Origin of the sequence: Phaeacidiphilus oryzae TH49 (genome assembly GCF_000744815.1) — a bacterium.
Lineage (GTDB): Bacteria > Actinomycetota > Actinomycetes > Streptomycetales > Streptomycetaceae > Phaeacidiphilus > Phaeacidiphilus oryzae.
On record NZ_JQMQ01000005.1, the window covers coordinates 1789587 to 1802389 of the forward strand.

Annotated in this window: 9 protein-coding genes; 7 read left to right on the forward strand and 2 right to left on the reverse strand. The window is 71.0% G+C overall.

Annotated elements, in window-relative coordinates; translation table 11 throughout:
• Positions 1-73 precede the first annotated feature (73 nt).
• Together BS73_RS12170 and BS73_RS37310 are read right to left on the reverse strand one after the other, a co-directional pair.
• Complete coding sequence (locus BS73_RS12170; RefSeq protein ID WP_235215387.1) at positions 74-1879, reverse strand: adenylyl cyclase; 1806 nt, start codon at positions 1877-1879, stop codon at positions 74-76.
• A 249-nt stretch (positions 1880-2128) separates the two neighbouring features.
• A complete protein-coding gene (locus BS73_RS37310) occupies positions 2129-3100 on the reverse strand; it encodes an SCO1860 family LAETG-anchored protein (RefSeq protein ID WP_037571702.1) in 972 nt (323 codons plus the stop codon).
• A gap of 854 nt (positions 3101-3954) precedes the next feature.
• Between BS73_RS37310 and BS73_RS12180 the strand changes: the two genes are divergently transcribed.
• From BS73_RS12180 to BS73_RS12210, 7 genes are all read left to right on the forward strand, one after another.
• Positions 3955-4698 (forward strand): glycosyltransferase, encoded by a 744-nt coding sequence (locus BS73_RS12180; protein ID WP_161789664.1) that lies wholly within the window; start codon positions 3955-3957, stop codon positions 4696-4698.
• Positions 4695-6128 (forward strand): glycosyltransferase family 4 protein, encoded by a 1434-nt coding sequence (locus tag BS73_RS12185; protein ID WP_063836967.1) that lies wholly within the window; start codon positions 4695-4697, stop codon positions 6126-6128. The genes BS73_RS12180 and BS73_RS12185 overlap by 4 nt, the downstream gene beginning before the upstream one ends.
• The gene (locus BS73_RS12190) at positions 6125-7531 is read left to right on the forward strand and encodes a lipopolysaccharide biosynthesis protein (RefSeq protein ID WP_152617594.1); all 1407 of its coding nucleotides are present in this window, start codon (positions 6125-6127) and stop codon (positions 7529-7531) included. Before BS73_RS12185 ends, BS73_RS12190 begins: the two co-directional genes overlap by 4 nt.
• A 113-nt stretch (positions 7532-7644) precedes the next feature.
• A complete protein-coding gene (locus BS73_RS12195) occupies positions 7645-8487 on the forward strand; it encodes a hypothetical protein (protein ID WP_152617595.1) in 843 nt (280 codons plus the stop codon).
• A complete protein-coding gene (locus BS73_RS12200) occupies positions 8484-10274 on the forward strand; it encodes a glycosyltransferase (RefSeq protein WP_037571707.1) in 1791 nt (596 codons plus the stop codon). The genes BS73_RS12195 and BS73_RS12200 overlap by 4 nt, the downstream gene beginning before the upstream one ends.
• Positions 10256-11164, forward strand: a complete 909-nt coding sequence (locus BS73_RS12205) for a PIG-L deacetylase family protein (protein ID WP_084703989.1) — start codon at positions 10256-10258, stop codon at positions 11162-11164. The genes BS73_RS12200 and BS73_RS12205 overlap by 19 nt, the downstream gene beginning before the upstream one ends.
• A complete protein-coding gene (locus tag BS73_RS12210) occupies positions 11161-12759 on the forward strand; it encodes an ArnT family glycosyltransferase (RefSeq protein ID WP_037571709.1) in 1599 nt (532 codons plus the stop codon). The genes BS73_RS12205 and BS73_RS12210 overlap by 4 nt, the downstream gene beginning before the upstream one ends.
• Positions 12760-12803 lie beyond the last annotated feature (44 nt).

Genomic DNA, 12803 nt, shown 5'->3' on the forward strand with positions numbered 1-12803 from the left:
GGGGGCGGCTCCCCGGGGGCGCTCACCCCGGGGAACTCCGGGTAACCGCCGGCGACCCCGGGCGACCGCTCCCCTAGGCCCCGGCCCCGTTGGAGTACCGCTTCATGAAGTAGGTCCCGAACCCGTTCTCCACCGGCCCCCCGGCGTCGTTGACGCAGTGGAGGATGCCGCCGCCGCCCGCGCCGTTGAGGCAGACGATCATCAGATCCGTGAAGACGACCCCGGGGGTGTCCGGGACCTCGTACGCCCGGTCGGTGTAGATGTTCGCGTTGAGGTCGAAGTAGCAGTAGCTGCCCAGGCCCCAGGCCTGATGGTCGGTCACGTGATCGCCGACCTTGTAGGCGGCGTAGCCGTTGGTGCCGCCGTGCACCCACGCCGCCTGCGTCGGCACGTCGTAGGGGTGCTCGTTCTGGAAGAAGTAGGTGCGGCCGTGGTTGCCGTTCCAGAGCACCTCGTACTTCTGGTAGTGCTCGACGGCCAGCCCGTAGGCGGTCACCCGGTCGCCGTTGACCAGGAAGCCGGTGTCGGCGGGGTTCACCGCCCAGCCGACCGTGCCGTCCTCGCCGTGGTCCGCCCGCCACAGCCAGAGGTTGTCGCAGATCACGTCATTGCTGTCGATCTGCACGCTGACCGCCGCGCCGCCGGCGACGGCGCCGCCGATCCGGGCGTAGACGTCGAACAGCACGGTGGGATCGAGATCGTGCCGGACCGCGCTCCGGCCGCGGCCGACCCGGAGCAGCGCCGGCGAGCCCGCGGAGCCCGCCTCCAGCAACACGCCCGCGACCGAGACCCCGCCGACGTCGGCCACCTCGATCAGCGCGTTCCCCCGGGTCGCCCGCAGGGTGGCGAGCCCCAGGCCGAGCACCACCGTGCCGGGCCGGTTCACCCGCAGCGGCGAGGAGAGCGGGTACACGCCGGGGGTCAGCAGCAGATGCCGGCCGAGGGCCAGCGCCTCGTTGATGGACGCGGCGGAGTCGCCCGGCCGGGCCACATGGAAGAGCGAGAGCGGCAGGCTGCGTCCGGCGGCCGGACGCCCGGAGCCCCAGGTGGTGCCGGTGGAGTCGCGGCGGACGGCGGGCACGAAGACGCGGTAGCCGCCCTTGCCGTCGGTGGTGAGGAATGGTTTCTCCCGGACGACCGGGGTCCGGTCGACGGTGGTGTACGGCGGGCTGGGGAAGCTCTGCGCGGGTGCGCCCTCCACACCGACGAAGACCATGTTCCAGTTGGACCCGGTCCAGCTGCCGAAGGTGTCGTTGCGGGAGAGCCACTGCTGCTGCGAGCCGGAGTCCACCTGGCCGTCCACCACGCTGTCGGCCAGGAAGCCGCCGCTGGACCAGCGGTTTCCCGGCGGGCTCGGCCAGAGCGTCATGTCGCCCTTGATGTGCGCCCGGCGCATCGGGCCGGCCTGCGCCACCGCCCAGCGCTCCAGGCCGTCCGGCGGGACGATGCACAGGTTCTCCGCGCAGCGCCAGAAGTCCTGGGTGCCGTTGCCGTCCAGCCACTGGGCGTCGACGGTGACATGACCGTTGATCACCACGTCGTCCGGGCTCTCCCCGAGCCCCAGCACATGGGTGTAGAAGCCGACGTTGACGTCCACGTGGTAGGTGCCCGGCAGGAACGCCAGGGCGTACCGCTCGGAGCCGAACTGGTTGGACTGCTGGGTCGCGAAGACCGCGTCCACCTTGGCCTGGATCGCCGCGTCCCCCATCGAGGGGTCGAAGACCAGGACGTTGGGGCCAAGCCCGGCCGCGGGGCCCGCGGCCGGGGCGGCGAAGGCCGGCCCGGCGGCGAACCCGCCGGCCAGCGAGGCGGTCGCGGCGGCAGCGGCGGAGAAGGCGGCGCCGCGCAGCACGGTACGACGGTTGGGGGCGACGGACATGGCTCTCCCAGGCGAGGTGGGTGGGAAGGGAGCTACGGCTGTTCCTCACGTGCAAGAGAGCGCTCTCGCGGGGAAGTGAAGCATTGTGACCAGAGTGCGTCAATAGCCTGTAGAGACACGGCGATTGAGCGCCCTCCCGGCTTCACTAAATGAACGTTCGCCGCCCTCGGCGCCCCGGCCCCCGCGCGCCCCCGGCCCCGCCGTCGGCCTCCGCCGCCGTCACCTCCGCGCGGTCCGCCTCCGCCGCCGTCACCTCCGCGCGGCTCGCCTCCGCCGCCGCACCCCCAGTGACACCGCGGCCCCCAGCGCCACCAGCACGGCCCCGGCCGCGACCAGGTACCCCGCTCCGCCGCCACCGCCCGACTCCGCCAGCCGGGTCGTCCTCGCCGCCACCGCGGCCTCGCCGACCGGCGTCGGGGACGCGCCCCCCACCGGCGCGGACGCCGGCGCCGACCGCTGGGGACCGCCCGCAGCTCCCCCGCTGCCCGTCGCCCCCGAGCCCCCACTGCCCGGGCCGCCACCCGTCGCCGCCGCCTTCCGGCAGCTCACCTGGCCCAGCGTCACCGTGCCCGTCACCTGCGCCACGTTCAGCTTCAGCGGGTTGACCGACACCGTCAGCCGGAGCGCGCTCGCCGCCGCCGAATCGCTGTCGCTGCGATGCTCCGACAGCCCCAGTGCCACCGACCCGATCCCCGGCACCGCCACCCGCACCGGCCCGTACGCGGTCAGCCTCACCGGGCGGCCGAGAAGGGTGACCCGCCCCAGGATGTCGGCCGAGGAGCTCGGCCGGCCGGCCGCCGGGCAGCTCGCCACCGCGCTGACCTCGTCGAGCCCGAGGACGTCCGTGAACGGCAGCCCCGGCAGCCGGAGCCGGGCGTGCAGCAGGTCGACCGAGGCCCGCGAGCCGTCCGCGTCCGCCGTCGCCGAGGTCCGCCCGACGTCGGACCGCACCAGCTCCAGAGATCCGCCCTCCACCCCGTCGATCCGCGCGGAGAGACTGGCCGCCGTCCGCGAGGTGTCACCGGGCGCGCGTATCTCGTTGAGCGCCAGCGCGACCGGTACGTCCACCCCGCCGTTCAGCAGCTTGACGTCGAGCCCCACCCACGCGGTCGTGGCAGCGGCCGTCCCGTGATCCGCCGCCCCCGCCGCCCTCGCACTCCCCGGCGCGGCCCCCACCACCAGCGCGGCCGCGGCCGCGCACATCCCGATCCTCGACAACATGCGCTCATGCTGTCGAACAGTGCGTCACCCCGCTGCCACACAACATCACTTCACCCGGAAGGGTGATGACACCCCACAAGCTTGACGTCCCGACTGGCCGACTCACCCTGAGACAGCCCAAACGGACCCGCCGCTCGCGCCGAGGCAACGGCCGCGTATATTTCGGCGATGAGGGCGAAACAGATGGGTGTTCGAACGACGATTTCATGGCCGATCGGATACTGTCGAACCAACCCCGACGTTAACGCGACTCCCGCAAGGACCTGATCCCCCTCAGCCTTGCCGCCGCCCTGTGCTTCGACATTCTTCCCATCAAACCCACCATGTCGGATGCGGCCCGAAATCGAATACCCCATACCATCCCGTCGCTCGCCGGGTGAGGCCTCAAGGATCACGCGAGGTGAGCGGCCGAGTAAGCGCTGGCCATATCTGCCGGAATAAGCCGCCGCCAGTGTATGCGCCCACGGAACACGGGCGGATAATTGGACCCGAAGAATCCGGATCCACAGATACTCTTCATAGCCTTCATTCGAGGGTTGACGCGCATAGATCCAGCGTGCACCCTGGAGGATCAATACACGGTGCCGCAGTCGGAGCAGAATCCGGAGACGGTACGGGGAATCCCTTCGGGGACGGGGTGGCGCCGACTGGTGCCACTCTGCGGCCTGGACCAACCCTTCACCTCAGGCCGCATATTCGGATTGATTTGGCGTGGAGCGCACGCGCTTCGCTGGCGATGATCCATGGGCACAACGGGGGATCTCTGCGTCCGGGGGGCTGCGCGGGGAGGTCGACTTATGCTTTCTCTTTCGGCTCAGCGGCCGGAGCGACTGGATTTATTGTTCGCTTCCAGTGTGGATGACGAGATCTTGCGGATGTGTCGGCGTCCGCCCGTGGAGCTAGAGGTGATCATTCCGGCCCTCAACGAGGAGTGGCGCCTTCCGGATACCCTTTCGCAGGTAATCGGACATCTGTCCACCCTTGCTTGGCCGTCGGCGGTCGTAGTGGTGGACAATGGGAGCGTCGATCGCACCGCGGAAACCATCGACCGTTTTCGAAACGAGACCGTCCGGGTCTTTGCGATCGGTTGTAGTGAACGCGGCAAAGGCGCTGCGGTGCGACGCGGCATTCTGACCTCCTCGGCGAAGTTCCTCGGTTTCATCGATGCCGACAATGCCACTCCGATCACCGCCGTGGATGACGCCCTGCAGCTCCTGCACGCCGGATACGATGCGGCCATAGCGTCTCGGCACGCCCTCGGCGCGCGCTACGAGGTCGAACAGCCCCTGGTGCGGAGGGGAGGCTCCTGGCTCTTCCGCAGGATCGTCCGGATGTCCCTGCCCGAGTTCACCGATACACAGTGCGGTTTCAAGTTCTTTGACGGCCGACTGGTACGCGAGATCGCCGCGGGGTGCCGGATCGACGGCTTCGCCTTCGATGTGGAGATGCTCGTCCGCATGGTACGTGCCGGCCACACCTTCGCAGAGGTGCCTGTCGCCTGGTCGGACGTCGCCGGATCGACCTTCTCGGTCCGGCGCGACGCTCTCCGGACCATGGCGGATCTGCTGCGGATCAGTGCTCCCGGGGGCCTGAAATGAGCGCACTGGACCAACTAGCGGGCGCCCACGCACTCTTTCTGAACTGGCGGGATCCCCGGCATCCGCAGGCCGGCGGAGCGGAAGTGTACTGCCACGAGATCGCCCGACGCTGGGTCGCGGCAGGAATCCGGGTCACCCTCCTCACCGCGCGCTTCGGCGGGGCAGCGGGATGGGAGACCTTGGACGGCGTGGAGATCCGTCGGGCGGGCGGGACTTTCGGGGTCTACGCCGCAGCCGCCCACCACCTTCGCACGCATCGTCACGAGTACGACCTGGTGGTCGACTTCCAGAACGGCATTCCGTTCTTCTCACCGCTCTTCGCAGGCCAGTGGACACCCTGCGTCTGCGTCATCCACCACGTCCACCAGGATCAGTTCGACCTGAGGTTCCACTGGCCGATGAACACGATCGGCCGGAGCCTGGAGAAGCCGGTGAGCCGGTGGGTCTACCGGGGGCGCCCCGTCATCGCGGTATCTCCCTCGACCCGCGAGCAGATCCGGCGCAGGCTGGGCTTCACCAACCCGGTTCACCTGGTGCCGAGCGGCTCTTCGCCCCCGCTTGCCGGGTTGCCGCCGAGAAGCGCCGCACCGCGCATCGCGGTGGTGAGCCGGCTGGTTCCGCACAAGCGAATGGCCCTGTTGCTGGACGCCGTTCCGGCTGTGCTGCGGCACTGGCCGGACCTGCGGATCGACATCGCCGGCGACGGCAGTGAGCTGCCCAGCCTGCGCAAACAGGCTGCGGCACTCGGTCTTGGGCTCAGTACGATCCTCCACGGGCGGGTGAGCGAGGAGCAGAAGTGCGCACTGCTCGCGCAGGCATGGCTCACTGTGCTGCCCTCCAGCGGAGAGGGCTGGGGTCTGGGCGTGATCGAGGCCAATTCCGTGGGGACACCCGCGCTCGCCTTCGACGTCCCCGGCCTCCGCGATGCCGTCGAGCCCGGCCGCACCGGATGGCTGCTGCCTCCCGGGGCGGACCTCGCCGCCGGCATCGACCATGCGCTGGAGGACTGCGCGAATCCCGGGGTGGCCCGAAGACTGGCCGAGGAATGCCATACCTGGGCCGCGGGATTCTCCTGGGACAGCAGTGCGCTGAGACTGGCCGAAGTGGTGCTGGCGGAGTCGAGGCGCACTCAGCGGCACCGCCACTCCCGCCGCAGCCCCTGCGATCTCGCGGTCGTGGCGGACTTCGAGGCGGTGGACGGCGACGCGCTGGAGCGGCTGATGGGCAGCGCACTGCGGAGAACGGACAGCTGGATCCGCGCGGGCGACCGGTTCCGTGTGCTGCTGGACAGCTGCGACGAGGTGCGTGCCCTGCGCGTGCTGAACCGCCTCGGGGTCAGGAACGCCACCGTCACCCTGGCCGGCCGGGCCGACCTCCTGCACCGTCTCGACCAGGGCCGGTCGTGGCCGGCCCCCGGTCTGCCGACGTGACGGCGTCCGCGAGCACGAGCGCGGCTGCGGCCCTGCGCGGCGCCCGCTGGTACACGGCGGCCTTCACCGCCGTCGGGGTCCTCAACTACGGGTATGCGCTGCTGCTCACACGGTTGCTGGATGTCGCCGACTACACGCGTTTCGCCGCTGGGCAGGGGTTGGTGCTGGGCGCCTCCGCGGTGGCCACCGTGATGGTGCCCTGGGTGCTGGCCCAGACTCTGGCACGAGCCGGCACCGGGGCGGAGCGCGAGGATGCGATCCGCTTCGCCGGCATCAGCAGCGTCATCGGCGGGGGCCTCGCGGCCGGCGTGGTGGCCGCCGTGGCCAGCCGGTTCGCCGGTCCGGCCGCAAGCTCGGCGGTGGCCGCCAGTACGCTGCTCATCTTTCTCAGCACGGTCGCCTTCGGGAGGCTGCAGGGGACGGAACGGCAGCGCGCCATGTCGGCGCTGACGATCGCCGAGGTCTGCCTGAAGTGCGCGGCCGGTGTACTGCTGGTCACGGTCGCCCGGCTGGGCGACGTCGGTGCGCTGGCCGCCTTCGGCGTCGGAGCCCTACCGTGCCTGCTGTGGTGGCCCCTGCCGCGAAGGGGAAGCGGCGCGCTGTGGCGCAACGCTGTGGCCGACCGGGACCTGTGGCGTCGAGCGCTCGGAGTGGGCGGCGTGCAGGGCATGGTGGCTTTGCTCGGTGCCATCGACCCGGTCATGGTGACCGTGCTCCCCGATGACCGGGCGGCTGCCGCGAGTTACCAGGCCAGCGTGGTACTTGCGCGGGTTCCGGTGTTTCTGGCCTCGGCGATCTCGATGGCCTTCCTGCCTGCGCTCTCCCGGCGTCGGAGCAGCCGGATGCTCGTGCGCCGGGCTATCGGTCTGTATCTGGTCGTCGCGCTGCCGGTGTCCGCCGTGTTCGCCACCGCGCCGGGGGCCGTCCTCGCGGTGGCGTTCCCGGCTCGGTACGCGATGATCTCGGTGCTGCTGAGGTACACGGCGATCAGCGGCTTCGCGATCGGCGGCCTCAGTCTGCTGACCACGTTCTTCCAGGCGGTGGACGATTTCAGCTGCCTGTGGTGGCAGTGCGTCGGGCTACTCGGTTACGCCATCGCGCTGGGGGCCGGCTGGACCCTCGGCGGGGTGCCAGGCCTAGCGGCCGGCGCGGCGTGCGGTGCCCTCGGCGCGCTGCTTCTGCTCGCCTGCCGGCTCGTGCGCCGCAGTGGCTGGGAGGTTCTCGGCCGCATCCCGCTGCTCGAACTCCTGGTGTTGATCGCCCTGTTGGCGGCCACCAGGCCGTACCCGGCGCTCTGGCTGGTCACAGCCGCGCTGGCCGGGCTCCGCGCTGCCGCGCGCTTCCTGCGCCGATCGGAGTCGCTGGATGACACACCGCCCCGATCGGGGCTGCCGGAGGGATAAGGGATAGGGGGTTCGACATGACGCGACCGATGGGGAGAGACGGGACGGGCCCGCCCCTGGAGACGCTCGGGCTGCTGGCCGACGCGGTCTGGCGGGGGCATGCTCGGCCGGCCATGGACGCCGAGCTGGGACCCGCCCTGGAACTGGCGCGGCGGAATCAGGTCGAGGGACGGCTGGCCCGTGCCTATCCGGGTCAGCTGGCAGGGATCGCCGCCGAAGTGGAGGAGGCCGGTGCACGGTTCCGCCGGAATCTGGGCGAGGCCACCGGGCGACTCGGTGCCAGAGGGGTCCAGGCGGTCCTGATCAAGGCCGATCCGAAGAGCGACTACGTGTACTCCAACTTCGACCTCGTGCTGCCGGAAGACCAGTGGAAGGCCGCACGAATAGCCCTGGAAGGGTGGTACGCGCACCAGTCGACGTACTGGCTGGAGCGCACGACCAAGGTCCTCCTCGAGCCGCCCGTCGGGCCGGCCGCCCATCTGCACCGGGCGGTGTCCTGGTTCGGCATCACGGTGATCCCCGCCGCACGGCTCTTCGCTTGCTCCGCACCGGACGGCGGGAATCCCTGGCTGATCCCCGGCCCCGCTGCGCGGCTGCGCATCTGGCTAGCCCACGGGCTCTTCCAGAACCTGGAATTGGATCTCTCGGAGCTGTTGGCGGTGCGGGAACTGCTCGTCCCGGAGGTGGTGGCCCAGGCTCGCGCGGAGGCGGCCCAGGAAGGCTGGGCGAGAGCGTTCGACGGGGCGTTGGCGACGGCCTCCGGAGCCATCGCTCGGCTCGATCGCGGCAGCTCGGTCCGGCTTCCGGTCCCGCTGCCGCTACCCGTGGCCTTGAGAGCCGGCGCGGAGCACGCGGTGTTCCTGCTGCGCGGAGGACGTCCTCGGGAGGCGGTGCGGGAAGCCGCGCTGCGGCTCCCGCTGGTGGCGGCCAAACGGCGAAGGATGCTCAGCCGATGAACAGGCCGCTGGTCGTCGCCGTATCCGGCCCGGACGGGGCCGGGAAGTCCTCGCTGGTCGCGCGCCTGGAAGCGGCGCTGTCCGCTCAGGGCCGCCACCCCGACACCGCCTACTGCTACGGCTGCTTCGTCTGCCGTCGGCTCCCGAAGCGCACGAGCCGTCGGCGCCACCGGGGCAGCGCCGGGTCGGGGCGGATCGTTCGGGCCTGCCTGACCGTCCATGTCCTGCTGGACGCCGCCGAGCTGGCGCTGCGGATGAGCGCCGCGGTGTTCCGTGCCCGATGGCGGAGCGACCGCAAAGAGCACGCCGGTGGGCCGGGCGAGCGCGCCGTGGTCCTCACCGACCGCGGTCCGCTCGACGCCCTGGCGAAGTTCGACCCGCCGCCCGGCTCCCGTACCGCTACTCTCCTCACCCGCCTGGCGGACCGGTACGACGCCGTACTGCTCCTCGATGCCGATCCGGTACGACTCGCCGCCCGAGACGGCGAGCACACGGCCGAGGAACTGGCCGACGCCCGGGCCCGCTACCGGGTTTGGGGAAAGTCACTGCCCTCCGTCGTGGTGCTGGACGCCCGGGCCGCAGCCTCGGCGGTGGAGGCCGAGGCGCTTCGCGCCCTTGCCGCGGCGCGGGCCCGCAGGCACGTGGTGCTCTCCATCTACGACGACGCCGGCAATCCGCACTACCACGGCGGCGGGGCGGTGGTCGCAGAACGAGTGGCCCGGCGGCTCTCCGAGGAGTTCCGGATGACGGTGGTCACGGCCGGGCGGCGAGGCGGAACACGCACCCGGGCGGGCGTGCGCTACCGCTACCTGCCCGTCGGCTGGGCCGGGCCGCGAGCCGGGCAGTTGCTCTACCACGCGCTGCTGCCGGTGGTGGTCCGCCGGTTGCCGCACGATCTGTGGCTGGAGAGCTTCACACCGCCGTTCTCGACCGGCTTCGTCCCGCTGTTCTCGTCCGCACCGGTCGTCGGGATTGCTCAGATGCTCGGCGGCCGAGCCATGGCGCAGCGATACCACCTCCCCTTCGGCCTTGTGGAACGGTTCGGACTGCGGTGCTATCGGGACGTCGTCACCCTGAACGAGGCAGACGGCGCGATCGTCCGCCGGCGGAGTCCGGGCACCACCGTCCACGTCATCCCGAACGGGGTCGACCCACGGGAGATCGACGGGGACCGGATCGGCCATGGCGATCACCTGCTGTACCTGGGCCGGATCGACATCCTTGGTAAGGGCCTGGACCTGCTGCTGTCCGCCTACGCCAAGGCGGCGACGGCGATGCCGCTGCTGATCGCCGGCGCCGGCCCGGCGCGCGAGGAGCGGCGGCTGGCGGACCTCCTGGCCGACGCCGGGCCGCGGGTCCACTGGCTGGGCCGGGTCGAGGGCGCCCGCAAGCAGCGGCTGCTGGAGGAGTGCGCCTTCCTGGTGCTGCCCTCCCGGTCCGAGGCGTTCGGCATCGCGGCGCTGGAGGCGATGGCGTGCGGCAAGCCGGTCCTCCACTTCGACCTGCCCGGACTGAGCTGGATGCGGGGCGCCGGCGACGTAGCGGTATCGCCCTTCGACGTGGCCGAACTCGCTGCTCGAATAAGCGAATTGGCGTCGGACGTAGAGCTGCGGCGGGCCGCCGGCAGGCAGGCTTACCGGGCCGCGCGGCGGCACGGCTGGGAGCAGACCACCGGCGGCTATCTGGCCCTCGCCCGTCGCCTGCTCGACCCGCTGGGCCCTGTCGGCCCGGCCGTTCCCGCGCCGGCCGAATCGGAAGGAGGACCCCGATGCCCATTGATCGGCTGACTGCCGCGATCGAGGACGGCAGGCCACTCCTGGTGCTCTCCCCCCACCTGGACGACGCCGTGCTGTCCTGCGGTGCGCTGCTTTCGCACGCCTGCAGACGGGTTCCGGTCACCGTAGCCACGGTCTTCAGCGAAGGGGCGCCCCCTCCGTACACGCTCTCCGCACGACGGTTTTTGAAGCAGACCGGCGCGGGCGACGCGGAGCAGCTCTACGAGGCCCGGCGGGCCGAGGACCGGGAGGTCTTGGAAGGAATGGGAGTCGGTTGGCTGCACGCCGGATTCACCGAGGCGCTGTTCCGCCGCGAGCCGGAGCCACCGCAGGCCGGCTTGTCCAGGTCGCTGGCACTGATCGGCCGTCTGCTGCCGGAGGTCGTGCATCTCTACCCGACCTACCGCCTGCACATCACCTCGGGACGGCTCGCGGCCCGAGACGTGGAGACGCTGCACCGCGTCTGCACTCTCACCGACCGCCTGCTGCACCCGCAAGACGACCCCGCAGCCCGGGGCAGCTCCCGTACCGCGGCCCGAGCGAAGGCCCAGCAGACTCTGCTGCTGGCGCCCCTGGCGGTCGGCGGCCACGTAGACCATCTCCTCGTCCGTACCGCCGCGGAGCTGGCCGAGTCACCCGTCGCCTACTACAGCGACTTTCCCTACAACCGCCGGCACACCGCCGACCGGCGCTTCGTCAGCCGGCACACGCTGGTCCCCTTCGAGTGGACACAGGGACTGGCCGCCAAGGAGGCGCTCGTGCGGGGATACCGCACCCAGGTGGACGCCCTCTTCCCCGGAGGGCGCATCCCCACCGCTCCCGAGGTCTATCTGATGCCGGCCGGCCCCGGCGCGTCCACCCCGACGCCGGCCGAACCGGTGCCCCCGGGAGGGATGGGATGACCGCCGACTCCCAGGCCCCTCCCAAGTGGACGGCACCGGTGCTGCTCCTCCGCACTCACCGCCCCAGGTGGCGGGCCGCAGCTCTGGCCGGTACCGCAGGTGCGCTGGCTGCCCTGCTGCGGCTGGTGAGGCTGGGGCGCTCCGGCGACGTCTTCGTCGACGAGATCATCTACCGCGACCTCGGCCGCAGTGCCGCCTCCGGGGAGTTCCCGCGCACCGCGCAGGGGCCGTTCTTCCTCCATCCGCCCGGCTTCTTCTATCTGGAAGCGGGATGGGGGCGGCTGTTCGGCTTCCGTCCCGACCTCATCGCCGGCGTCGATCAGTTTCGGATGCTCAACGCCATGCTGGCCGGCGGCACCGCGGCGCTCCTCGTCCTGCTGGTCTTCCGGGCAAGCGGGTCGCTGCCCGTGGCAGGCGCGGTCGGGGCGGTGTTCGCCCTGGATCCCTTCTGCATCCGCCAGAACGACCGGGTGCTGATGGAGACCGCAGTGCTGTTCTGGGTGCTGGCCGGGTACCTCGTCCTGCTGCCCCTGACGGGAGGGGAAGTCCCGGCGAAGGCCCGACTACGAGCGATCTTCGCCGGACTGTTGTTCGGTGCCGCGGTGCTGACCAAGGACGAGGCGGCGCTGGTCACGATCCTTCCGCTGGCCGTGGCGGCGCTGTCCCGTTGGCGGCCGCGGCGCGAGCCGCTGGTGCTCAGCTGTGTCGCCTCCGCAGTGCCGTACGGCGTGTACTTCGCTTTTGTGGTCGCCTTCCATCACTTCCAGGACTTCAAGGCGGCCAAGAGCTCGGGCATCGCGCGGCTCCTGGGGGAGACGCAGCCCACGGGGTTCAACGCACACGGCGCGCCCTCGCTGACCTCGCGCCTGCTCGCCGAGGCCCCCGGGTACGCGACCACCTATGCCCTGCTGCTGATCGGTCCGCTCGGGTGGCTGGTGATCCGCCGACTCGGCGGTCCCGAACTGCGTCTGCTGGGCCTCTACTACGGATCGGCCTTCCTCGCCCTCGGCTACGCCCTCACCGTGGGAACCCTGGAGGAGCAGGCCCTCTACCTGCTCTATGTGCCCACCTTGCTCATCGTCGGCCCGGCAATACGACTGTGGATCCGGAGTCGGGAGGAACGGCACACCGTGCACTGGCAGCGGGCCACCGCCGCCGTCACAGCCGCCGCGCTGCTGTGCACCGCCACCCTCTACACCACCGGACGACTGCACTCGGACAACGGGTACGCCCAGCTGCGTGCCTATCTGGCGGCGCGGGTGCCGCCCGGCAGCGCGATCACCTTCGTGGACGGCTCCACCGAACTCGGCATCTCTTACTGGGCTCTGCGGGACAGATACCGAGTCGGCCGCTGGATCACCCCACTGGACCGAGCCAGGTACGGAGTGCACTACGTGGTGGTGCCCTGGAAGACGATCTCGCAAGGCTACTCCTCGCTCACCAGCGCGCAGGTGCGGCAACTGGTCGCCCCGGGCCGGATGCTCTTCTCCCGCCAGGGCAGCACCTACGGCCTGCTCGCGCTCTACTGGCTCCCGCTCCCTCGAACGACCCAGCCCAGCGGAAGACCGGGGTCGGGAGGCGCACATGTCCGGTAGATCGAAGTCCGCGCCGGTCCCAGGATCCGTGGTGGGCGCCTGCG

Bases quoted from the DNA above. Each gene is read 5' to 3' on its own strand.
- BS73_RS12205 (WP_084703989.1), top strand. From the start codon at position 10,256: ATGCCCATTGATCGGCTGACTGCCGCGATCGAGGACGGCAGGCCACTC.
- BS73_RS12200 (WP_037571707.1), top strand. From the start codon at position 8,484: ATGAACAGGCCGCTGGTCGTCGCCGTATCCGGCCCGGACGGGGCCGGG.
- BS73_RS12195 (WP_152617595.1), top strand. From the start codon at position 7,645: ATGGACGCCGAGCTGGGACCCGCCCTGGAACTGGCGCGGCGGAATCAG.
- BS73_RS12170 (WP_235215387.1), bottom strand. From the start codon at position 1,879: ATGTCCGTCGCCCCCAACCGTCGTACCGTGCTGCGCGGCGCCGCCTTC.
- BS73_RS12210 (WP_037571709.1), top strand. From the start codon at position 11,161: ATGACCGCCGACTCCCAGGCCCCTCCCAAGTGGACGGCACCGGTGCTG.
- BS73_RS37310 (WP_037571702.1), bottom strand. From the start codon at position 3,100: ATGTTGTCGAGGATCGGGATGTGCGCGGCCGCGGCCGCGCTGGTGGTG.
- BS73_RS12185 (WP_063836967.1), top strand. From the start codon at position 4,695: ATGAGCGCACTGGACCAACTAGCGGGCGCCCACGCACTCTTTCTGAAC.